This is a genomic window from uncultured Winogradskyella sp., from assembly GCF_947498005.1.
GTDB lineage: Bacteria > Bacteroidota > Bacteroidia > Flavobacteriales > Flavobacteriaceae > Winogradskyella.
This window is the reverse complement of the sequence record NZ_CANMIW010000007.1, coordinates 120,949-145,720: the sequence shown is the minus strand read 5'-3', so window position 1 is coordinate 145,720 and position 24,772 is coordinate 120,949. Positions and strand designations below refer to the sequence as shown.

The 24,772-nt window shown below is 32.6% G+C and carries 20 protein-coding genes; 10 read left to right on the top strand and 10 right to left on the bottom strand.

Annotation, left to right across the window (positions count from 1 at the left end; translation table 11 throughout):
- The first annotated feature begins 9 nt into the window (after positions 1-9).
- The 7 genes from hppD (at position 10) to Q0891_RS13510 (ending at position 10,475) form a co-directional block, all read left to right on the top strand.
- On the top strand, positions 10-1,170 hold the full coding sequence (gene hppD, locus Q0891_RS13540) for a 4-hydroxyphenylpyruvate dioxygenase (protein WP_299102411.1): 1,161 nt from the start codon (positions 10-12) through the stop codon (positions 1,168-1,170).
- A 239-nt stretch (positions 1,171-1,409) separates the two neighbouring features.
- Positions 1,410-2,198, top strand: a complete 789-nt coding sequence (locus Q0891_RS13535) for a DUF3108 domain-containing protein (RefSeq protein ID WP_299102409.1) — start codon at positions 1,410-1,412, stop codon at positions 2,196-2,198.
- A gap of 15 nt (positions 2,199-2,213) precedes the next feature.
- Positions 2,214-3,146 (top strand): tryptophan 2,3-dioxygenase family protein, encoded by a 933-nt coding sequence (locus Q0891_RS13530; RefSeq protein ID WP_299102407.1) that lies wholly within the window; start codon positions 2,214-2,216, stop codon positions 3,144-3,146.
- Between the two features lie 12 nt (positions 3,147-3,158).
- The gene (locus tag Q0891_RS13525; protein ID WP_299102405.1) at positions 3,159-4,466 is read left to right on the top strand and encodes a peptidoglycan DD-metalloendopeptidase family protein; all 1,308 of its coding nucleotides are present in this window, start codon (positions 3,159-3,161) and stop codon (positions 4,464-4,466) included.
- 9 nt (positions 4,467-4,475) lie between these two features.
- Positions 4,476-6,122: a glucose-6-phosphate isomerase gene (gene pgi, locus Q0891_RS13520; protein ID WP_299102403.1), complete on the top strand. Its 1,647-nt coding sequence runs from the start codon at positions 4,476-4,478 to the stop codon at positions 6,120-6,122.
- A 162-nt stretch (positions 6,123-6,284) separates the two neighbouring features.
- Positions 6,285-8,819, top strand: a complete 2,535-nt coding sequence (locus tag Q0891_RS13515; RefSeq protein ID WP_299102401.1) for a carboxypeptidase-like regulatory domain-containing protein — start codon at positions 6,285-6,287, stop codon at positions 8,817-8,819.
- Positions 8,820-8,831: 12 nt separating this feature from the next.
- Entirely contained in the window at positions 8,832-10,475 is a 1,644-nt protein-coding gene (locus tag Q0891_RS13510) for a choice-of-anchor J domain-containing protein (RefSeq protein ID WP_299102399.1), read from the top strand.
- A gap of 80 nt (positions 10,476-10,555) precedes the next feature.
- Here Q0891_RS13510 and gldD read toward each other — a convergent pair whose 3' ends face one another.
- The 4 genes from gldD to mutY form a co-directional block, all read right to left on the bottom strand.
- Entirely contained in the window at positions 10,556-11,122 is a 567-nt protein-coding gene (gldD, locus tag Q0891_RS13505; RefSeq protein ID WP_299102397.1) for a gliding motility lipoprotein GldD, read from the bottom strand.
- Positions 11,123-11,127: 5 nt separating this feature from the next.
- Positions 11,128-12,438 (bottom strand): gliding motility-associated protein GldE, encoded by a 1,311-nt coding sequence (gene gldE / locus Q0891_RS13500; RefSeq protein WP_299102395.1) that lies wholly within the window; start codon positions 12,436-12,438, stop codon positions 11,128-11,130.
- Between the two features lie 19 nt (positions 12,439-12,457).
- Complete coding sequence (locus tag Q0891_RS13495; protein WP_299102393.1) at positions 12,458-12,910, bottom strand: single-stranded DNA-binding protein; 453 nt, start codon at positions 12,908-12,910, stop codon at positions 12,458-12,460.
- Positions 12,911-12,995: 85 nt separating this feature from the next.
- Complete coding sequence (gene mutY, locus Q0891_RS13490; protein WP_299102390.1) at positions 12,996-14,036, bottom strand: A/G-specific adenine glycosylase; 1,041 nt, start codon at positions 14,034-14,036, stop codon at positions 12,996-12,998.
- Between the two features lie 136 nt (positions 14,037-14,172).
- Here mutY and Q0891_RS13485 point away from each other — a divergent pair, with 136 nt between their 5' ends.
- Both Q0891_RS13485 and Q0891_RS13480 read left to right on the top strand, forming a co-directional pair.
- Positions 14,173-14,463, top strand: coding sequence for an HU family DNA-binding protein (locus Q0891_RS13485; RefSeq protein ID WP_008270198.1), 291 nt, complete (start codon positions 14,173-14,175; stop codon positions 14,461-14,463).
- 304 nt (positions 14,464-14,767) lie between these two features.
- Complete coding sequence (locus Q0891_RS13480; protein ID WP_299102388.1) at positions 14,768-16,312, top strand: ribonuclease E/G; 1,545 nt, start codon at positions 14,768-14,770, stop codon at positions 16,310-16,312.
- Positions 16,313-16,700: 388 nt separating this feature from the next.
- Here the strand turns inward: Q0891_RS13480 and Q0891_RS13475 are convergent, their stop codons facing one another.
- From Q0891_RS13475 to leuS, 6 genes are all read right to left on the bottom strand, one after another.
- Positions 16,701-17,417: a Bax inhibitor-1 family protein gene (locus tag Q0891_RS13475; protein WP_299102387.1), complete on the bottom strand. Its 717-nt coding sequence runs from the start codon at positions 17,415-17,417 to the stop codon at positions 16,701-16,703.
- Positions 17,418-17,547: 130 nt separating this feature from the next.
- The gene (locus tag Q0891_RS13470; RefSeq protein ID WP_299102385.1) at positions 17,548-18,237 is read right to left on the bottom strand and encodes a zinc metallopeptidase; all 690 of its coding nucleotides are present in this window, start codon (positions 18,235-18,237) and stop codon (positions 17,548-17,550) included.
- A gap of 103 nt (positions 18,238-18,340) precedes the next feature.
- Positions 18,341-19,441 carry an alanine dehydrogenase gene (gene ald, locus Q0891_RS13465; protein WP_299102383.1) on the bottom strand — a complete coding sequence of 367 codons (1,101 nt, stop codon included), beginning with the start codon at positions 19,439-19,441 and terminating at the stop codon, positions 18,341-18,343.
- A 214-nt stretch (positions 19,442-19,655) separates the two neighbouring features.
- On the bottom strand, positions 19,656-20,090 hold the full coding sequence (locus Q0891_RS13460; RefSeq protein ID WP_299102381.1) for a hypothetical protein: 435 nt from the start codon (positions 20,088-20,090) through the stop codon (positions 19,656-19,658).
- Between the two features lie 4 nt (positions 20,091-20,094).
- Entirely contained in the window at positions 20,095-21,033 is a 939-nt protein-coding gene (locus Q0891_RS13455) for a hypothetical protein (protein ID WP_299102379.1), read from the bottom strand.
- 25 nt (positions 21,034-21,058) lie between these two features.
- The gene (gene leuS / locus Q0891_RS13450) at positions 21,059-23,887 is read right to left on the bottom strand and encodes a leucine--tRNA ligase (protein WP_299102377.1); all 2,829 of its coding nucleotides are present in this window, start codon (positions 23,885-23,887) and stop codon (positions 21,059-21,061) included.
- 165 nt (positions 23,888-24,052) lie between these two features.
- Here leuS and Q0891_RS13445 point away from each other — a divergent pair, with 165 nt between their 5' ends.
- Positions 24,053-24,748: a hypothetical protein gene (locus Q0891_RS13445; protein WP_299102375.1), complete on the top strand. Its 696-nt coding sequence runs from the start codon at positions 24,053-24,055 to the stop codon at positions 24,746-24,748.
- The last annotated feature ends 24 nt before the right edge of the window (positions 24,749-24,772 follow it).

Sequence of the window (24,772 nt, the reverse complement as noted above, 5' to 3'; positions counted from 1 at the left end):
TATAAAATTATGACTAAAGAAATAGAAAACGTTAACTACGGTTTAGAAAAAATATTTGAAGACGCTCAAGATTTCCTACCGCTTTTAGGTACAGATTATGTAGAGTTTTATGTTGGTAATGCCAAGCAATCTGCACATTTTTATAAAACCGCATTTGGTTTTCAGTCGTATGCATATAAAGGGTTGGAGACGGGTTCTACGGATTCGGTAAGTTATGTCTTAAAGCAAGATAAAATCCGATTAGTTTTAACCACACCATTAAATAGTAAATCAGAAATTAATAACCACATCGTTAAGCATGGTGATGGCGTAAAGGTAGTTGCACTTTGGGTAGAGGATGCGCGTAAATCTTATGAAGAAACTACAAAGCGAGGTGCAAAATCGTATATGGAACCTACTGTAGAAAAAGACGAATTTGGTGAAGTCGTTAGAGCAGGTATATATACTTACGGAGAAACAGTACATATGTTTGTGGAGCGTAAAAACTACAAAGGCGCATTTATGCCAGGTTTTGTAGCGTGGAAAAGTGATTACAATCCAGAACCAGCAGGCTTAAAGTATATAGACCACATGGTTGGTAATGTTGGTTGGGGTGAAATGAATACTTGGGTAAAATGGTATGAAGATGTTATGGGCTTTGTTAATTTCTTGTCTTTTGATGATAAACAGATTCATACAGAATATTCAGCATTGATGAGTAAGGTAATGAGTAATGGAAATGGTAGAATTAAATTTCCTATTAATGAACCAGCAGAAGGTAAAAAGCGTTCTCAAATTGAAGAATATTTAGACTTTTACGAAGGCGCAGGAGTACAGCATATCGCTGTAGCAACAGATGATATTATTAAAACAGTTTCGCAATTAAAATCTAGAGGTGTAGAATTTTTATCTACACCACCAGAAGAATACTACAGCGCTGTACCAGGTCGTTTAGAAGAGCATAGTCATGCATTAAGAGAAGATATTGAAACCTTAAAAGGCTTAGGTATTATGATAGATGCAGATGAAGAAGGCTACTTACTTCAAATATTTACAAAACCAGTAGAAGACAGGCCAACTTTGTTTTTTGAAATAATACAAAGAATGGGAGCACGTGGATTTGGTGCAGGTAATTTTAAGGCCTTATTTGAGTCTATTGAGCGCGAACAAGCTAAAAGAGGTACGCTATAAACTGACTTAAATAAGTTTTTATTGATTTGGTTAAATATCAAGAGGTGTTTTTAGTTTTTTAACTGTTTCTAATATTTGGAATAGTAATTGTATTTAAGATAATTGTAACACAAAAAATGCGTTACATTAATTATATTTACAATCTATAAAGTTTATGCTTTGAGACTTAAGTATTAAGTGCTGATGGTAAAAGATTTATAGAAATCACATGTGACCGTAAATATTAAAACATAAAACACATGAAATATTTATTTACAATCATATTATTTTTTGTTGGATTTCAGGCCTCAGACCTTGAAAAGGAATCCTCTTTTCAAGAAGGAGAGTGGTTTAAATTTGAAATGAGTTATAGTGGCTTTGTAAAAGCAGGAAACGCTACAATGTCAGTAAAAGAAACCAATTTAGATGGAAAAGAAGTTTTTCATGTTGTTGGCAAAGGGTGGACAACAGGTGCAATAAAATGGTTTTTTAAAGTAAAGGATCGTTACGAAAGTTATTTTGATAAAGACACAGGAGTACCATACAAGTTTATTCGTAAAATTGATGAAGGTGGACATACTAAGGATATTGAAATAAAATTTGATCATGTTAAACAGAAAGCCGAGGTTTATAATAAAAAGAAAAAGAAAGTAACCACTGTTACTACTGAACAAGATGTTCAGGATATGGTGTCTATGTATTATTATCTAAGAAATAAGATTGATATAGATGCTTTAAGAACAGGTGATGAGATTAAAACAAACATGTTTTTTGATGAAGAAAACTATGGTTTTAAACTAAAGTTTTTAGGTAGAGAAACGATAGAGGTAGACGTTAACGGATCTGATGTAAAAGTAAAAACGCTTAAGTTTAGACCTTATGTAATGGCTGGCCGAGTGTTTAAAGAAGAAGAAAGTTTAACCCTTTGGGTAAGTGCAGATAAGAATAAAATTCCTTTAAAAATTAAAGCAGATTTGGCAGTAGGTTCCTTACGTGCAGATCTTATAGAGTTTAAAGGTTTAAAGCACTCTTTTAAAATAGAATTCTAAGATATTATTGATAATATGACAGATCAACCTAACTATGATGAGGTTATAAAAGCACTTCAAGAGAAGTACGAAAAAATAGATCAAGACACCGACGACCATTTACATGGTTTATTATATAGTAAGCCTATAACGTATTGGGACTACATACAAACAGATGCATTGTTAAATCTTCAAATTCAGCGTACAACTCTACCTGATGAGATGGTGTTTATTGCGTATCACCAAATTAATGAGCTAATTTTTAAAATGATACTCTGGGAAATTTCTCAGGTAGCAGAAAAGGAAGATTTAGATGTTATTTTTTTTGAAAGTAAACTAATGCGTATTAGTCGCTATTTTGATATGTTATCAACTTCTTTTGATATTATGAGAGAAGGGATGGAAGTAGAGCAGTATATGAAGTTTAGATATACGCTTACACCAGCTAGTGGATTTCAAAGTGCACAGTACAGACTCGTTGAATTTGCATCAACAGAGTTAATTAACCTTATTGATTACAGGTTTAGAAAGGATATAGATAGAAATACGCCTTTTATGCATGCATTTGAGCATTTATATTGGCAAGCCGCAGGGAAAGATCATAAAACAGGAAAGAAATCCACCCTTTTAGTTAATTTTGAGAAACGTTATAAAGATGAGTTTTTAAGGTTTATGGAAACATATAACACTAAAAACCTTTGGACACGCTTCAAAGAACTTCCAGAAAAAGATCAAAAGGATGAGGAGTTAGTAAAAGCAATGCGTCATTACGATTATACAGTAAATGTATCGTGGGTAATGTGTCATTATAATGCAGCAAAACACTATATCGATAGTGGTATTGGTGATGGTGAAGCTACAGGAGGAAGTGATTGGAAAAAATACATGCATCCAAAATATCAAAAGCGTATCTTCTTTCCGGAATTATGGAGTAAAGAAGAAATAGAAAATTGGGGAAATAATTTATAATTAGCTTAATTAATGCAATTAAAACCATTAATCGCAGTACTAGTGATTGCAATGAGTATTCTTGCTTGTAAAGAGGATAACTCAGCAGAAATTGAATATGAAAATGAACTCGCAGAAATTGTAGAAGAAGAAAAAATTCTTGAGTTTGGCTTTGATATAAATAACTACATTGTTAAACGAGATACTATTAAAAAAGGGGATAGTTTTGGCGAGATTTTACAACGCAATAATATTGGGTATCCACAGATTTTTCAGATAGCTGAAAAAACAAAAGACAGTTTTGATACCAGAAAACTTCATCCAGGAAAACCATATACTTTATTGTTTTCAAAAGAATCATCCACTGATAGTCTTCCTAGTCCAGAAACATTTATTTATCAAGCAGATCAAGTAAAATATGTCGTTGTAAATTTAAAAGATTCTATCTACGCATATTCAAATAAAAAACCAGTAACCTATATTGAAAAAACAGCTACAGGTGTAATAGAAAGTAGTATTTCAAAGACCTTAGAGGAAAAAGGATTAAGCCAGAAATTGGCCTATAAAATGGCTGATGATATATATGCATGGACTATAGATTTTAGAAGATTGCAAAAAGGAGACCGTTTTAAAGTTATTTACACAGATAAATATATAGACGATTCAATTTATGCAGGTGTACACAATGTAAAGGCTGCTTATTTTGAGCACAATAGTGATTCTCTGTATGCCTTTCAGTTTGAAACAGATTCTATAAAAGGAATTGTGGATTATTTTAATGAAGATGCAAAAAACTTAAGAAGAGCCTTCTTAAAAGCACCCGTTCAATTTAGTAGAATATCGTCACGATATAATTTAAAAAGAAGAATAGCGGTTTATGGATACAAAGTTCGTCCGCATAAAGGAACCGACTTCGCTGCTGCGGTAGGTACGCCAATTATGGCAACAGCTAATGGTACTGTTATAGAATCTACACGAAGAGGCGGTAATGGTAAATATGTAAAAATTAGGCATAACGATACTTATACTACACAATACCTCCATATGAGTAAACGCCTTGTTAAAAAAGGTGACTACGTAAAACAAGGAGATATAATAGGTAAGGTAGGAATGACTGGAAATACAGGTGGACCACATGTCTGTTACCGTTTTTGGAAAAATGGAAAACAAGTAGATCCGTTTAAGCAAAAGTTACCAGAAGCGAAACCGATTTCTGATAGTTTAAAAGTTAAGTTTTTAGAACATATAAAACCTATAAAGCAAAGATTAGATAATATATTCTTTTTAGAAGCAGAACCAAAAGAAACAGAAAACACAATAACGGAAGATCCGATTTTATAATAACAAAATATGGCATTAAAAGCAACTAACCCAACAACATCAAATGCTTGGAAAAAATTACAAGCACATTTTGACAGCATTAAAACAGAGCATTTAAAAGATTTGTTTAAAGCAGATGCCAATAGAGCAAATGATTTAACTATAAAATGGGAAGATTTTTATGTCGATTTTTCAAAAAACAGAATGACAACAGAAACGGTTGGTTTGTTAGTTGAACTAGCAAATGAACTAGATTTGAAAAATGCTATAGCAAAATATTTTGAAGGAGATATTATAAACGCGACAGAAGGAAGAGCTGTTTTACATACTGCATTACGTGCACCAAAAGATGCTAAGGTTTTAGTAGATGGTGAAAATGTAATTCCTGAAGTACATGATGTAAAGAAGAAAATAGAAAAATTTACGGATTCTGTAGTAAGTGGTAATCATAAAGGGTATTCGGGTAAAAGTATAACAGATGTTGTAAATATAGGCATTGGTGGTTCAGATTTAGGACCAGCAATGGTTGTAGATTCGCTACAGTTTTATAAAAATCAATTAAACACGCATTTTGTAAGCAATGTAGATGGTGATCATTATCAAGAAGTCATTAAAAACTTAAATCCTGAAACAACTCTATTTGTAATTGTATCTAAAACATTTACAACGCAAGAAACTTTGTCTAATGCCAATTCAATTAGAACTTGGTTTTTAAAATCGCAACCAAAAGAGGCTGTTGCTAATCATTTTGTAGCTGTTTCTACAAATATTGAAAGCGTAAAAAACTTTGGGATTGATGAAGCTAATATATTTCCAATGAAAGATTGGGTTGGTGGTCGTTTTTCATTGTGGAGTGCAGTAGGTCTTTCAATTAGTTTGGCTGTAGGTTATAAAAATTTTGAAAGTCTGTTAGATGGAGCGCATCAAATGGATGAGCATTTTAGAACTGCAGATTTTAATAATAATATTCCTGTAATTTCAGCATTATTGACCATCTGGTATAATAACTTTTTTAAATCTGAAAGTGAAGCAATTATTCCCTACACGCAATATCTAAATCAATTTGCGACCTACCTTCAACAAGGTATAATGGAAAGTAATGGTAAGAGTGTAGATAGAGGTGGTAATAAAGTAAATTACCAAACAGGGACATTGATTTGGGGAGAACCAGGAACCAACTCACAACACGCATTTTTTCAATTAATACATCAAGGCACTAAATTAATACCAACCGATTTTATTGGGTATGTAGAGTCATTGTATGGAGATAAAGATCATCATGATAAATTGATGTCTAATTATTTTGCTCAAACTGAAGCGTTAATGAATGGTAAAACGGAAGAGGAAGTAATGTCTGAATTAAAAGGGCAATCTGCTTCAGCTGAAGAAATAGAACAACTGTTAGCTTTTAAAGTGTTTGAAGGAAATAAGCCAACGACATCAATATTAATTCAGAAATTATCTCCTAAGAGTTTAGGAAAATTGATAGCTATGTATGAACATAAGATTTTTGTACAAGGTATAATTTGGAATATTTATAGCTATGACCAATTTGGTGTAGAATTGGGTAAACAACTTGCTAAATCTATACTAAATGAACTCTCAAATGATGATGTTACGGCAAATCATGATTCATCGACTCAAAATTTAATATCATTTTATAAGAACAATTGTTAAAAATTGTTAAAAACATTTGATAAAATCTATTATGCATGCATAAAATTTAAGGATTTTATAATTAACTTCGTTTTGCTTAATTGTTAACATTAAGTTAATATACTAGCTCATTGAGCTGTGTAATTTTGCGATAATTATAAAACCAATTAACTTAAATTTTATATGAAAAAATTTAATCTTTATTTATGCTTTGTTGTATTAACATGCTTAACAACATTTGCATATGCCCAAACCACTATTACGGGTAAAATTATTGATAGTGACATGAGCTCACCGCTTCCTGGTGCTAATATCATAGTGAAAGGAACTTCAAATGGTGCAACTACAAATTTTGATGGTGATTTTACTTTAACAACTGATTCAAAATCAGGTGAAGTGGTAATCTCTTATGTAGGTTTTATATCTCAAACTATAGCCTTTAGTGGAGATACTGATTTAGGTACAATTACTTTAATGTCTAGTAATGTAGGTTTAGATGAAATTATGATTGTTGCTTCTGTAGCTGTGGATAGAAAAACTCCAGTAGCTGTTTCTACAATTAAGGCAGAAGAAATTGCAATTAAATTAGGAACGCAAGAATTTCCTGAAATTTTAAAATCTACTCCAGGTGTTTACGCAACGAGACAAGGTGGTGGATATGGTGATAGTAGAATTAACCTTAGAGGGTTTAGTTCTGAAAATGTCGCTGTAATGATTAACGGTGTACCAGTAAACGACATGGAGAATGGAGCTGTTTATTGGAGTAACTGGGCAGGTTTAGGAGATGTAACTTCTACAATGCAGGTTCAGAGAGGTTTAGGTGCATCTAAAGTAGCTGTAGCATCAGTTGGTGGTACAATTAATATTATCACAAAAACGACAGACGCTGAAAAAGGTGGAAACGTACTTACAAGTATTGCTAATGATGGCTATTTAAAATATGGAATGACATATTCTACTGGTTTATCAGATAAAGGATTTGCTGCAACAGTTAGCGCATCTAAAATTGATGGTGACGGTTATGTAGACGGAACTGAGTTTTCAGGATACAATTACTTTGTAAGTTTAACGCAACAAATAAATGATGCTCACAGATTATCATTTACAGCTTTTGGTGCGCAACAAGAACACGGTCAACGTTTTAATCGTTCTACAATTGCTGATTTAAAGGATACTGATTCTGGTCCACAAAAAGCCAACAGAGATTGGGGTTACAAGAACGGTGAAGTTTATCATCAATCTTACAACTTCTATCACAAACCTCAAATGTCTATAAACCATTTATGGAAAATTAATGACGCTTCTGCATTATCTACAGCAGTTTATGCATCATTTGGTTCAGGTGGTGGACGTAGAGATGAAGGTTCTAAAATTGGATCTGATGAATATAGAATAGGGTCTTCTGGATTAACTCCTATTGATTTTGATAGGGTAATTGCAGAGAATCAAGCAAACGGTGTAAATGGATCAACGGATATTATTTCGTCTTCTAGAAACTCTCACGAATGGTATGGTGTTTTATCAACGTATAAAAACAAAGTGAACGATCAGTTAACAATTTCTGGTGGTTTAGATGGACGTTATTATGTAGGTTCTCACTGGTACCAAGTAGATGATTTATTAGGAGGTCAGTTTTTCCTTGATAATGAAAGTGATACATTTGCTTTTGGTCAGCCCTTAAAAGTAGGTGATAGATACAATAAAGATTATGATGGTATTGTATTAAGATATGGACTTTTTGGACAAGCAGAATATCAAGTAAATGAATCAGTGAATTTATTTGTTGCTGCAGACGTTTCTAATAGTAACTATAAGCAAGAGGAGTTTATGAACAATACTATCACAGGTGATAGATTATCTGAAGCTGTAAACTTTACAGGATACGGAATTAAAGGTGGTGGTAACTATAATCTTGATGGTAATAATAATGTATTTGTAAATGTTGGATATTTCTCTAAAGCACCATTTTTAGATGATGTATTTTTAGATGAAGACGGAATTATTCCAAATGAAGACGCAGTAAACGAAAAAGTATTTAGTGCAGAATTAGGATACGGTTTCCGTGGAGAAAAATTAAGTGCCAATGTAAATGTTTATTATACAAATTGGTTAGATAAATCTTTAGGTGGTTCTATAGGAACAGGTGAAGACTTATTTTTCTATAACTTACAAGGAATTGATGCATTACACCAAGGTATCGAAGTTGACTTTAGATATAGAGCAACTGATAAATTAACTGTAACAGGTATGGCATCTTTAGGTGATTGGCAATGGAAAAGTAATGTTTCTGCAGATATTAGAGATCAAGCAGGTGATGTTGTTGATGTAGTAGAAGTATATGCTGAAGATTTAAAAGTAGGTGACGTTGCTCAAACTACATTTGCATTAGGTGTTGATTATAAATTAGCGCCAAAATCTAATATCTATGTAGATTATAACTTTGCAGGAGATAACTATTCTTCTTACGATGTTACTAACAGAGGTAGTTTAGATTTACCAGATGTATGGAAGCTTCCTGATTTTGGTTTATTTGATATAGGTTTAAGACATAGTTTTGTAATGGGATCGTTTGATGCTCAGTTAATAGGAAAAGTAAATAATGCTTTTAATACAGAATATGTATCTGATGCAAATGATTTAGACGGGACTTCTTCTACTGCTCAAGTTTATTTTGGTCCAGGAAGAACTTATAGTGTTGGATTGAAAGTTAATTTTTAAAAAATATTGAAAATGAAAAGAATAATTTATTGTTTAGCAATTTTAGGATTAGCCTTTTACGGTTGTGATCCTATGGATGACATTTATGACGGATTAGATTCAAGTGCAGAACCAATTGTAGGTTCAGAATCATATACTCTTGTTAGTGATGATTATGACGAATTAGAATTGACTTATGGAAGTTTCAATTCAGTTGATGAAGCCAAAGTTTTATTACCAGGATTTTTAGCTGATAAATATCCGTTTTGGGGAGAAGGTTCATCAGTTGTAGTAGGTTATGATCTATATATTGGTAATGCAGAAGGTGTAAGTGATTTTACTTATTCTGATATTTATGAGTTTACAAACTCTGATTATGCTACAACTGGTAGTGATGCTTTTGGGTTTTATCCAGATGTAAATGCAGCAGATCAAATACCAGCTATTTTAGATGCTCAGGTTACAGATCCTGTAGAGGGGCAATTAATATTAGCTAAGTATGACCAATATACTCAAGATCCTGTAGTTGGTTTAGCTGACTTAGTTTCTTACAATTTTGCAGGAAGCATGGAAGGATGGACTGTTGGTGAAGAGTTTGGTGATGATGCTGTTTGGACATCTGAAACAGGTTATGTTCAAGGAAACAGTTATTTTGGCGGACAAGTAGCAAATACAGAATGGATTGTATCACCTACTATAGATTTATCTGCTGAGAGTGATCTTAAATTTCAAATTACTCACGAACTTGATTACGCTGGTGACGCATCATTATTGAAAATAATGGTTACAACAGATTATACAGGTGATGTTTTAACAACAACTTGGGATGAAATTACTTTAGCAAATCCAGCTACAGGAGATATGGCTTCATCTGAAGATTACGATTTTTCGGCATATGATGGTGAAACAATTAATGTGGCTTTTAAATATGAATCTACTGATTCAGATGCTGCAAGATGGAGAATAGAAAGCATGGCGATAAAAGCTTTAGGAGCAACGGGAGATATAAACTCTAAAGGTGAGTACTTTATGTATTCTGGTGGTTCTTGGGAAGCAGTTGAAGGTGTTTATTACTTAAGTTCTAAAGATTTTGATTCAATGGGTGAAGATTTTAACCAACCTGGTCAATACGATAACTTTGGTAGTTCTGTACCACCAGATAACTATTTACCAACGTTTTTAGACCTAACGTTCCCTTATGCACAGGAAGAAGAAGAGTTATTTATAATTTATGATTATTACTCTAGTTCTAGTGGAGCACAAAGAAGAGGTAATCTTTATACTGTCACTAACGGTGAGTTTGTTGGTCATGAGTCTACAATATCTACAACTTTACAGTTTGGTTTTGAAGATGGAATTTGGGTGCCAGATAACACTATTAGATATACATTTTCTGCAGATGATTACGTATTAGTAGCAACAGAATTAGGAGATGTTTACCCTAATGCAACAGCTAGTATGAGTAACTACGGAAACATGGATAGAAGAGCTGGTAATGCAGCGGAGTGGACAAATCCAATGGTACTTGAAGCAGCTGCAGTAGTCTTAGATAATTTAGATCCTAGTGCTGCTGAAGAGCAAAAGTATATTGTTACTATAGAAGTTTATAATGGTAGTAATACCACTGAAGATTTCGCAGTAATAAAAATGGGAGGAGAATGGGTTTACCAAGATTAAGGTAAGCAGAACATCCTATTAAATAATAAAAAAAAATGCCACTGAATTTCAGTGGCATTTTTTATGTTATAAATTGAAGCTTATTCTTTCCAATGAACACTTTCCATAATGTGTCTAATATCCTTTTTTAGATACTCTGCAGCTGGATAGATATCATAATTAGGTTTAGCATAAAAGTAAAGTGAGCCACTTAAAAAGTGGTTGATGCTATCAGTAACATAAAATTGAGATTGAGAGGCTGCATCGCCTCCAATTTCGTATATCATTCCATAAACATTCTGAGTTTTGTTTTCATACAAATTGCTAGAAATTTCATCAGCCTTAATGGTGTGCTTTTGAGTAAGGTTTTGAGCATCTCGCAGTAGGCTATCTAAATTTCCATTATTAACTTCTTTATACGTAAGGTAAATAGTAGCTTTTAAAGCTGGATATTTAATATCAACACCTTTAGAATTAGGCGTAGATTTTACCGCACTAATTGGGTTGGCTAATTCATTTTTTTCAAAAGAAAAAGGCAAAGGCACAATAGCTTTTTTATAGTTGGCATTAGGGTATTCTAATCGTAAATAGCCTTTAGGTTTTGGTAATGGGTCATTACCACAGCTTAACATTAATAAACTTAATATAGGAAGAGCTAATCGTTTCATTATGGTTATTCTAATAAAGTGAGTTTAATTTGTTTAATGCGTTTTCGTTCTAGAGACTCTATAGTAAAAACGTAATTATGAAAATTTATTTTACTTCCAACTCTAGGAAATCCACCTGAAATTTCTAATACAAAGCCTGCGAGTGTTTCTGCTTCTCCTTTCTTAGATTCAAAAAGCTCATTATTTGTATCAATTCCAATTATTTTATATACATCCTTTAGAGGTGTTTTACCTTCAAAACTATAGTTGTTATCGTCTAATTTAGAATATATTAAATCATCATCGTCGTATTCATCGCTAATATCACCTACTATTTCTTCAATAATATCTTCTAATGAAACTAAACCAGAAGTACCACCATACTCATCTACCACAACAGCGAGATGAACTTTTTTGGTTTGAAACTCAACCATTAGATCATCTAATTTTTTATTGGCAGGTACAAAAAAGGGTTCACGTAAAATGGTGGTCCAATTAAATTTTTTCTTGTTTATATGTGGAAGTAAATCTTTTACATAAAGTACACCAGTAATAGTATCTATACTTTCTTCGTATACAGGAATTCTAGAATAGCCATTGGCAATAATTTCCTTAATAATAGTTTCAAAAGGAGTATCAATTTTAAGAGCAAATAAATCCATCCTAGGACGCATTACTTGCTTTGTATCTGTATTTCCGAAGGAAACAATACCTTGTAATATTTTTTGTTCTTCTTGTGTAGTATCGTCATTATTTGTCAATTCTAACGCTTGTGACAATTGGTCTACACTAAGATTAGAACGTTGCTTACCAAAATTGTCTTGTATTTTTATAGTTACAAAGCGCATAGGTAAGCTAATAGGCGAAAATAAAACATCTAATACCTTTAAAGGTCTAGACATAAACGAAGAAAATTTCACACTATTTCTACTCGCATAAATTTTTGGAATTATTTCTCCAAACAATAAGATTAAAAACGTAGCAGAAACCACTTCAACCAAAAACCTTAATAGTGTACTAGAAATACTACTAAAAATGGTTTCTCCTATAAAAGCAAACAGTAAAACTACGGCAATATTTATAAAGTTATTGGCAACCAAAATTGTAGCTAATAATTTTTTGGGACGTTCTAATAGCGTAACAATGATTTGCATGGCTGGTAATTCATTTTCTAAACCTTCTTTGAGATCAGATTTTGTAAGTGAAAATAAAGCAACCTCTGCACCAGAAATTAATGCTGAGCAAATAAGTAATATTATAAGTAATAGAATACTCGAAATAAATGAAGTACTATTTACAATTAAATTAATTATTAAAACCGTGGGTTCTGGGTCCAAGATAACGTTAGATTAAAAATTAAAATGGTAAATCATCATTATCTTCTGCAATGTCAGCATTTTTAGCCGATTGCTGCGATTGAGGATTGGCCTTTGGTAAATTAGGTTTTTGCGATTGATTGGGCTGTTGGTCGTTTTTAGGTGTTAAAAACGTAAATTCATCACATTGTATTTCTGTAGAATAGCGTTCCATACCTTTGTCGTCTGTCCACTTTCTAGTTTTTATTTTACCTTCAATGTATACCTTATCTCCTTTAGATAAATATTTTTCGCAAATTTCTGCGGCCTTATTTCTTACTACAATATTGTGCCATTCAGTATTGGTAATACGTTCATTGGTTTGCTTACTAACATAAGATTCGCTAGTAGCGATAGGAAAACGACCAACACAATTTTTATCATCAAAATAATGCATTTTTACTTCGTCACCTAAGTTTCCTATAAGCATTACTTTATTCAATGTTCCAGCCATAATATTGTAGTTTTAAGTAGCAAAGTTACTCAATTGAGCAATCACTACTTTAAAAGTAGTAAAAAAATGTGATTTCTTTAGGGTTCTAAAAATTGAATTTTTCTATAAACTCACTAATAAGTACTGGTGTAGGTAATTTTTTTAATGATTTAATTGAGACAGCATCGTTTGGTAGTTCCTTAACATTTATAATCCAAAACTTAGTATAAAGATGTTGATGCGATAATTTGTGTACAATATCTTCATCATTATATAATGAGTAATCAAAATCAATATGATTTAAAATAGTGTCTGTTAGATCTAAAACATCAAAATCACTTGAAGAAAGACTTTTTTTAGATTCAATCAACGGAAACTGGTAGAGGTTTTGCCAAATGCCCTTATGGGTTCGTTTTTCAAAAAGCGTTTTACCGTTATTGTCTATATACACTAAAAAGTTAAAATGCTTAACGGACACTTTGGTTTTCTTTAACTTTATAGGAAGTGTATCAACCTTTTTTTTCTGAAGAGCAATACAGCTTTCATTAATAGGGCAAGAATTGCAATCTGGATTTTTAGGTTTGCATTGCAACGCGCCAAACTCCATAATGGCTTGGTTATAGGTGTCAGGTTCCTCCTTATCTATTAAAGTAGAAGCTAAAGTTTTAAATTCTTTAATTCCTAAAGTTGAGTTTATTGGTGTGTCAATACCAAAGTAGCGCGATAAAACTCTGTATACATTACCATCAACAACAGCGGCAACTTCTTTAAATGCAATTGATGAAATAGCACTAGCTGTATAATCGCCAATACCTTTTAATTTTAATAAATCTTTATAGTTGTTAGGAAAAACACCATTAAAGGTATTTACAATATGTTTTGCAGTGGCATGAAGGTTCCTTGCTCTAGAGTAATATCCCAAACCTTGCCATAATTTTAGTACCTCAGTTTCAGAGGCAGATGCAAGGTCAAATATTGTTGGGTATTTTGCGACGAAATTTTCATAATATGGAAGACCTTGTTTTACTTGAGTTTGCTGTAAAATAATTTCTGAAAGCCAAATATAATATGGATTCTTAGTCTCTCGCCAAGGCAGTTTTCTCTTGTTATCTGAGTACCAGTTAATTAATTTGTATTTGAAATCCATTTTTCATTTTAAGTGTTAAAGCAAAATTAAATGTTTATCATCTTAAATTTTAATTAATTACGTTTGAAATATTGAAATTAAATTACATATATTTGCAATCCCTTAGAATTAAAAAGTAACCCTAAAACTAATAGTAATGACAAAAGCCGATTTGGTAGCAAAAATATCTGATAAGTTAGGTATTGAAAAAGGAGACGTTCAAGCGACAGTTGAAACTTTTATGGAAGAAGTAAAAACATCTTTAGAAAGTGGAGATAACGTTTATTTAAGAGGTTTCGGAAGTTTCATCATTAAAACAAGAGCTGAAAAAACAGGTCGTAATATTTCAAAGAATACTACAATAAAAATTCCAGCTCACAACATACCAGCATTTAAGCCTGCAAAAGTATTTTTAGAAGGTGTTAAATCTAATGTTGAGGTTAACTAGAAAGAATTTAAACTAAATATTAATTAAAAAGCATTATTTATTATGCCAAGTGGTAAAAAAAGAAAAAGACACAAGGTAGCGACGCATAAGCGTAAAAAACGTAGACGCGCTAATCGTCATAAAAAGAAATAAATTGTTAAAAGTAGTTTTAGAACTACTTTTTTCATTTTTAAAGAAACGTTCTTTGATATAGAATTGACAACATTTAATAGAGTGTTGTATAATTTGTTGGATATTAATCCTGTGTCAAATAATTTAGTAAAATCCATCTACCTCAATGAAGAGTTAGATATAAATTAACATTATGAACAAAGAATTAATCGTAAGATCGAGTTCAGATATTGTTGATTTTGCCTTATTAAAAGATGGAAAACTTATTGAATTACATAAAGACGAAGAGGATAATGACTTTGCTGTTGGTGATATTTTTATTGCCAAAATACGCAAAGTTATGTCTGGTCTAAACGCTGCGTTTGTTAACGTTGGCTACGAGAAAGATGGTTTTTTACACTATCATGATCTAGGACCACAATTACCTTCGCTTATGAAATTCATTAAACGTGTAAGCACAGGGAAATTAAGGGATTACACCCTTAAAGACTTTCCTATGGAGAAAGATTTAGATAAAAATGGCACTATTGCTAATGCTATTAAATCTAATCAATCCATATTAGTACAAGTAGTAAAAGAACCAATCTCAACTAAAGGACCTCGCATTAGCTCAGAATTGTCTATTGCAGGTAGATACATTGTCTTAGTACCTTTTTCTAATCGTATTTCAATCTCTCAAAAAATTGAATCGCAAGAAGAAAAAGATCGCTTAAAAAGACTTGTTAAAAGTATTACACCTAAGGGATTTGGAGTTATTATACGTACAGTAGCAGAAGGCAAAAAAGTTGCCGAGCTCGATAGTGATTTACAAAATTTGCTGGATCGATGGACAGCAATGTGTAAAAAATTGTATAAAGCACATCACCCAACTAAAGTATTGGGAGAAATGAACAAAGCATCCTCAATTTTGAGAGATATATTTAATGATTCATTCTCTGGTATTGTTGTAGATGATGAAGAATTGTACATACAAGTAAAAGATTATGTGCAGCAAATTGCACCAAACAAAGAGTCCATAGTAAAATACTATAAAAATGGTGTTCCTATTTTCGAAAAATTTGGCATTGAACGCCAAATAAAAACATCATTCGGACGAACCGTATCTATGGCAAAAGGCGCTTATTTGGTTATTGAACACACCGAAGCCCTTCATGTTGTAGATGTAAACAGTGGTAATCGCTCTAACAAAGAGAAGAACCAAGAAGATACTGCTTTAGAAGTCAATATGATTTCTGCCCAAGAAATTGCTCGCCAATTGCGCTTACGTGATATGGGAGGAATAATTGTTATCGATTTTATTGATATGGGTAAAGCAGAGAACAGAAAAAAGCTTTTCAATTATCTTAGAGATGAGATGAAGGATGACAAAGCAAAGCACAAAATATTGCCGCCGAGTAAGTTTGGATTAGTGCAAATAACCAGACAACGCGTTAGGCCAGAGCGCAATATTAAAACAAAAGAAGAAAACCCAAACCTTGTAGGAGGTGATGAAATCGAAGCACCAATAAAAGTGGTAGAACGAATAAATCAAGACCTAGAGCGTGTTTTCAAAAAAGACTATAAAAAGGTAACACTCAATACACACCCTTTTATAGCAGCCTTTTTAACCAAAGGGTTTCCATCAGTACGTTCAAAGTGGTTTGTTGAACACAAAAAATGGGTAAAAGTTTTACCTAGAGATGCTTACACTTATCTTGAATACCATTTTTATGATAAAGATGGTAACAAAATCAAATAATATCTATTAACAAAGCCCAATTGAATTTTCAATTGGGCTTTTTGTTTTTAAAGTAATTTCTATACTTATTTAAAACGTCGTTTAGTATTCCATACCATAGAACTAGCATTTCCAAATTTTAATGTCTTAGTTCCTACTTTACTTTCTACAACTACTCTGTTATTTGTTTTCATAATCTAATTGTTTATTCCTTTGTTTGGGGTTAAATAAATTCGGGTGCAAATTTATGAATGATGTAAGCTTTAGAAAACAATAGAATTGACAAGATTGTGTGTTATTTTAACTTTTATATCGGTTTTTTGCTTGTTTTGGGTTAAAATAAAATATTTATAGAAAAAGCCCAACTAATATTTTTAGTTGGGCTTTTATATATTTTTGGATTTCTATTTTAATCTCTAGACATAAATATTCTAAGAATGTACCAAAACAACAACATTAAAGAAGCAAATAAGCCTAATGCTGCAGGTATATAATCCTCAACACCATACGTGTTTACTAAATTAGATGTTTGGTATAAAATAGAACCTCCTGCGAGTAAACACATACCAACAGAGAACCATAAACCTAAATTAAATCCGAAAAGTGATCCTGCTATAATTAAACCAATAGCAATAAAGAAACCAATGGTTAAGCCTGTTTTTAAGAACGAAAAATCAGTTTTGGTTAGTAAAACTGCGGCAGATAAGCCTGTGAATAGTGCTAAAGTAACTATTGCGGCTTGCTGAAGGATTTCTGGTCCAGATTCCATATATCCTGCGGCTATTGCAATCATAGGAATAAAAATTAAGGCTTCAAAAAATATATAAATACCATAGGCTAAGTACTGTATATTTTTATCGGTAGTTTTCATAGCCATACTTTCCGCATAGTTTGTTGCTAGCATAAAGCCACCTAACATTAATAGCCATTTATAACCTTCGGTCATAGAAAACATAAAGTTTACTATAGTGTCACTTTGAAGTAATAAGTATTCAAATAATACAAAAACAAGTACACCGCCCGCAACATGAGCATAAGTTTTTTTATAAAATGCAGCACGCTCTACGTCTGAAAGGTGCCCAATCAGAACTTTTCCAGTTGGATGGTTTGGGATTTGATTTTCCATAAATTTATTTGTTTAGGTAAGAATTGATATAAATGTAGGTGTTTTCGGTATTGAAAACAAAATAAAAGCTTTGAAAAAATCAAAGCTTTTAAAGATATTATTAATATTTAAATTGATTTTTTTTAAACCATTATCTTCTGTTTAAAAATATACTTACAAAGTAGAGTAGTGTTGCCAAAGAGCCTAATGCGGCTACTAAATATGTTCTTGCGGCCCATCTAAGTGCATCTTCAGAACCTTTATATTCTTCTGGTGTAACCATGTTTTTGTTCTTTAGCCAAGCTAAAGCTCTGTTACTAGCATCGTATTCTACGGGTAAAGTAATAAATGTAAACAACGTAGTAACACCAAACAATACAATACCAATTAAGAACACTGTACTTCCAAATACAGTACCAGAGGCAGATAAAAATAAACCAGCCATAATCACAATGTTAGAGAGTTTACTACTAATACCAACTGCAGGTACAATAGCAGATCTCATTTTTAACCAGTTATAAGCTGTTGCGTGTTGTACAGCGTGACCAACCTCATGAGCAGCAACGGCTGCAGCAGAAGCATTACGTTGATTATATACAACTTCACTTAAGTTAACGGTTTTATTTGCAGGATTGTAATGATCTGTAAGTTGACCAGGAGTAGAAATTACCTCTACATCATAAATGCCATTATCAGCAAGCATTTTTTCTGCTATTTCTCTACCACTAAGTCCATTTCTAAGACTTACTTTAGAGTAATACTCAAACTTACTTTTTAATTTTCTACTTACAAAAGTACTTACTAAGAAGATAACTCCTGCAATGATATAATAACCCATCATAATTTTAATCGAATTTTGAATTTACAATTGTAAAGATAACAAATAGTAAGCCAAATTTGAGTTAGGTAATATTGTCAGTTAAAATTATGACAGGATAAATTTATTACATAGCGTCTACTGACCAGTTAAAAGCTTCTGCGATCTCTTCATATACTATTTTGCCATCAACGATATTTAATCCTTTTGCTAACATGGCATCTTTTTCACAAGCCTGCTTCCAACCTTGGTTGGCTAAACGAAGCACATAAGGTAAAGTTACATTAGTTAAGGCTAATGTTGATGTGTAAGGTACAGCACCTGGCATGTTTGCCACACAATAATGTACAACATCATCAATGATATAAGTTGGATCTTCATGTGTCGTCGCTTTCGTAGTTTCCATACAACCACCTTGGTCAACGGCAACATCTACCAAAACAGTTCCTGGTCGCATATCTTTAAGCATATCTCTCGATATCAATTTAGGCGCTTTTGCACCTTTAAGTAAAACACCACCAACAATTAAATCGTGGTCTTTAATACGTTTTCTTATATTGTATTCACTAGAAAATTCCGTAACTACATGACTAGGCATTACGTCATTTACATAACGTAATTGTTTCATGTTAATATCCATAACGGTTACATGTGCTCCTAATCCTGCCGCCATTTTTGCAGCTTGGATGCCAACAACACCAGCTCCTAAAACTAATACACGTCCTGGAGGTACACCAGGAACACCTCCTAATAATACACCACGACCTTTAATTGGTTTTTCTAAATATTTTGCACCTTGTTGTATGGCCATTCTTCCGGCAACTTCAGACATTGGTGTTAATAATGGTAAAGAACCATCTTCATCTTCTACAGTTTCATAGGCAATACAAACGGCTTTGCTTTTTAACATAGCCTTTGTTAACGGTTCGCTAGAGGCAAAATGAAAATATGTAAACACGACATGGTGTGATTGTATTAAAGGATACTCTTCAGCAATAGGTTCTTTTACTTTTACAATCATATCACTAGATGCGTAAACGTCTTCAATAGTGTCTAAGACAATAGCACCTGCATCAATATAGTCTAAGTCTGAAAAGCCACTGCCAAAACCAGCACTTTTTTGAACATAAACAACATGTTTGTTTTTTGTTAATTCAAAAACACCAGCTGGTGTCATACCAACTCTGTTTTCATTGTTTTTAATTTCTTTTGGGACTCCAATTTTCATTTTTGTAGATTTTAATAGATTAATAGCTTTTGAAAATTACTATTAAATAAGGCGTATTTCCAAATTTGAGTATGAATTTGATTCCATTTTTACGAAATTAGTATTATTGTGTTAATATTTTAGAGACTTCTAAAAACCGTGTAGATTTTTAGTGTAAAGTGATATTCGACCAAAGTTAAAAAGTTTCGATTACCGTAAAAGTGCTCATATTGAGTTAGTTAGTGCTTGGTAATAATAAGACCTTGATAACCTTGTTATTTTGAAAGATTAAACTAAGCATTGCGGTTTGGTCGTTAGAAACTTTAAGACCTGTACCGATATAATAATTATATTGCTTGTTTGTAGAAGAATTTAATATTCTGGGTTGCCCTAATTTAGAAATCACGACTTGTTTAGAATCATTTATAAAAAGATCTCGATCGATAATATCATCTACCATTTGGTAGCGTTTCATAGGACTTTGTTTCCAACTTTTTTCAGAAAAGCGTTCGTCAAATACATATATGAGCGAACTGCTTATTATAAAAGATATAAATAAAATGAGACCTACTTGATTAATTTGACTGTTGCCATATTCAAAATAATCTTTGAAACTTTTTCGTTTTTTTTTAATTGGTGATTCTTCTTCCGAGGGTTTGTCTAAATACATAACATTACGCTTTTATAAGTTCAGCGTAACTCAGAAAATAGTGATCTTCGCAAGGCGTCATTGCATGCGGATAATTCGGTATAAGAATAACACCTTCTGAGGTTAAATTCCATGTCTTGTATTGCCAATAACTGTCGTCTACAAAAGTTTCACACTCTTCATCTGCAACATCATTTTCAGAATCTTGATATTTGTCTTTTAATTTCTGAAAGAAATCAACCTTTGGATATAAAGATTCTACGTCCTCAAGGACCTCTAATGTTTTAAGGTTAAAATTATAACCTACGTTGCCATGCGAAGGATGTGCTCCACCACAATAGACACTGTATTGTTTTAAATAACTTATAAATTTATCATTGACGAGGTTGATTTCGTATGAAATCTCAAACCAAGAATTACAGTCTAAATTATCTTTAGCATCTTCAAGGTGAATAGCATCTAAAATAGGATTGAACTTAGCTCTTTGTGCTTTTGTAAAACCGTTGCCTAATCTAAATAATGGTAATTTTGAATATTTCTCTGTAAACCAAACCAACTGTTTGTCCTTGAAATTAACAACACTATCTTTTACAAAAGTTAGTTTAGGATTTCTAAAATCTTCTAATGGTTCTTGTTCTGTTTCGGTTAAAATGACTTTATAAGTATCATCTTTTAAAGTGAAATTGCCTATAAGTTGATTGCCTTTTTTTGTTAAGTCAAAAACTTCGTCGGCATCAAAAACCTTTTCATGTGAGAAGTAATATCCATCAATTAAAGCGACACTTTCTTTATTAAAACGACCACAAATAGGAATACTTATTAATTTAGAATCGTAAAAATAATAACCTTCTAATTCGCCAGAGGTTGAGTCTTTTTCATGTGGATAAACGTTGACTTCTAAATGAATAGGATAATTACCAATAGTACCAACATAACTTTGAGACCAACCTATAATTGGTAACAAAGTTATGATGATATGTTTTATCAGTTTACCCAACAATATTTACAATTTTACCAGGCACTACGATGACCTTTTTAGGTGTTCTGCCATCTAATTGCGCTATGGTTTTCTCGTGTGCCATAACGGTTTTTTCGATATCGTCTTTGCTCATATCCATTGGTAACTCTAAAGTAAAACGCATTTTACCATTAAATGAAATAGGATATTTTTTACTGCTTTCTACTAAATGACTGGCTTCAAATTCCGGAAAATCTACAGTGGATATAGAGCCTTCATGTCCTAATTGCGACCATAATTCTTCAGCAATATGCGGTGCATAAGGCGAAATTAAAACCAATACTGGTTCTAATATATCTTTACTTGTACACTTTTGAGCCGTTAATTCGTTTACAGCAATCATAAAGGTAGAAACAGAGGTGTTAAAAGAGAAATTCTCAATATCTTCTTGTACTTTCTTTATGGTTTTATGTAAGGTCTTTAAGTTGTCTTTTGTTGGTTCTGCATCGTTAACTTTTAAACCATCTTCGCTAACATATAATTTCCATAGTTTCTTAAGGAAACCGTGAACTCCTGTAATACCAGCCGTATTCCAAGGTTTGTATTGTTCTAATGGACCAAGGAACATTTCATAAAGTCTTAGGCTGTCTGCGCCATAATCTGCTACAATATCATCTGGATTAACGACGTTGTATTTTGATTTCGACATTTTTTCAACGTCTCTTCCAACTTTGTAAACACCGTCTTCAAGAATAAATTCAGCATCAGCATAATCGTCTCCGAATTCAGAATCTTGTTTTAACCCTTCAATATCTAATTCATCTGAAGCGTTGATGTATTTAACCTTTACATGAATTGGAAGCACATTTTTATCTTCAGTTAATCCTTTAGATAAGTATGTATTTGTGTTTTCTTCTCTATAAACAAAAGCACTAGTCCCCAAAATCATTCCTTGGTTAATTAGCTTTTTAAAAGGTTCTTCAACATTTACAAAACCTCTATCTTTCAATAATTTTACCCAAAAACGAGAGTACAATAAATGACCTGTTGCATGTTCGCTTCCTCCAATGTATAAGTCTACATTTTCCCAATACTTTAAGGCTTCTTCACTTGCAAAAACGCCATCTCTATTGGCTGCATCTTCCATATAACGGAAAAAATACCAAGAACTTCCTGCCCAACCTGGCATGGTGTTGAGTTCTAAAGGATGAATAGTTGTATGGTTTATCTTATCATTAGAAACCACAGCATTATTTTCTGTATCCCAAGCCCAAACGTCTGCACGTCCTAAAGGTGGTTCGCCTTCTTCTGTTGGTAAATATTTTTCAACTTCTGGCAATACAATTGGTAAATGTGCTTTATCAATCATTTGAGGCATGCCATCAACATAATATACTGGGAACGGTTCGCCCCAATAACGTTGACGAGAAAATACTGCATCTCGTAAACGGTAATTGGTTTTACCTTCGCCTTGTCCTAATTGCTCAAGTTCATAGATAGCTCGTTTGCTTGCTTTTTTATAGTTCATTCCGTTAAGGAAATCGCTATTGGCAATTTTTACATTGTCTTTAGAAGCAAAGGCTTCTTCAGAAATATCTACACCTTCAAATATATTTGGTATTGCTATGTCAAAATGTTTTGCAAAATCAAAATCGCGTTGGTCGCCACAAGGTACAGCCATAACTGCTCCTGTTCCGTAGCTGGCTAAGACGTAATCGCCAATCCAGATTGGAATAGGTTCTTTAGAAAACGGATGCTCTGCATAAGCGCCTGTAAATACACCAGAAATGGTTTTTACATCTGCCATACGATCGCGTTCGCTTCGTTTTGCTGTTTTTTCTATGTAAGCTTCAACTTCTGCTTTTTGTGCTTCGGTTGTAATTTTTGATACTAATTCGTGCTCTGGTGCTAAGGTCATAAATGATACTCCAAAAATGGTATCTGGTCTTGTGGTAAATACGTCTATGGTATCATCATGACCATTCACATTAAAAGTAACAGAGGCTCCAACTGATTTTCCTATCCAGTTTTTCTGAATGTCTTTTAAAGCATCTGTCCAGTCAATAGTATCTAAACCTTGCAATAAACGTTCTGCGTAAGCTGAAATTCGCATGCTCCATTGTGTCATTTTTTTACGCACAACAGGATGTCCTCCTCGTTCTGAAACTCCGTTTACAATTTCGTCATTGGCTAAAACGGTTCCTAATTCTGGGCACCAGTTAACTTCAGTTTCTGCTAAATAGGTTAATCTGTATTTTAAAAGAATGTTTTGTTTTTCAACTTCAGAAAAAGCGTTCCATGCTTCAGCAGTGAACGGTTCTATATTTTCATCGCAAGCAGCATTTACTGTGGTATTACCTTCAGCTTCAAATTTTGAAATTAAAGTTTTTATGTCTTCAGCTTTATTTGATTCGTTGTTGTACCAAGATTCAAATAATTGAATAAAAATCCACTGCGTCCATTTGTAATATTCAGGATTACTAGTTCTTACTTCTCGGCTCCAATCAAAAGAAAAACCAATTTGGTCTAACTGTCTTCTGTAAGTTGCAATATTAGCCTCTGTTGTTACTGCAGGATGCTGACCAGTTTGAATGGCATATTGCTCTGCTGGCAACCCAAAACTATCGTAACCTTGTGGATGTAAGACGTTAAATCCTTTATGGCGTTTATAACGTGCATAGATATCACTAGCAATATAACCTAAGGGATGACCAACGTGTAAACCTGCACCAGAAGGATAAGGAAACATATCTAATACGTAGTATTTTGGTTTGTCGCTTGTATTTGAAGCTTTAAACGTTTGGTTTTTTGCCCAATGGTCTTGCCATTTTTTTTCAATGGTATTGAAATCGTACATCATTATATTTTGCCTTGTATTGAAGTCGCAAATTTAAACTTATTGACTGATAATTAAAGGGAGAAGCGTAAAAATTATAGTATCGATTTCATTCAAAATTATAGAGATTATTACTTGCGTGGCTATAATATTTATTAATTTCGTGGTACGTAACCTTAGCGCATAAAAATGAGCGAAAAATTTGAATCTATTCTTTTAGAGCACGAGACTCTAAACAAGCTTATCACGGAAAAAGACCTGAATACGTTTGTGAAATTTCCATCTTTTGATACGTTTAGTACAGAATTTATTGATTGGCTAAGCCCTAAATATTATGAGGCTTTTGTTGAAATATACAACACGCATTTAGGTACAAAGAAAGAAGCAAAGGTTGTTAAGCTTATTAATTCTACTTGGTTTTGTAATGCAGAAACAACAAATCGAATTGTAGAATTTTTATCTGAGCGTTTAGATGCTACGGTAGAATTATCAAAACAATTAAATAAAAAAATTACAGGAAATAAAAACCTTGAAGACATTATTAATGTCAGTGCAGCAATGGTAAACGATGTTTTAAATTACATTAATAAGGCCATTTTTGAAAAAAACCTTCCTGTAATTACAAAGAAAAAGGATGAAATTTTAGATAATAGTTTGGCTGTTTGTGAAGAACTAAAACAATATAAAGCATCGAGGGAAGTAGAATTTCAGATGTTTAATGGTATTTTGGATAGACTAAAAAGTATTAAACTAAACCCAGAACAACAAGTGCGTTATGATGCATGTATTTCTAAATCGAAATCATCATCTAATAAATACGTAATAATAACCGTTATTCTTGTAATTCTATTTATAGTTAGAATGATTGCGAGGTTTGCGAATTAAATAATAAAATTTACAGAATAAAAA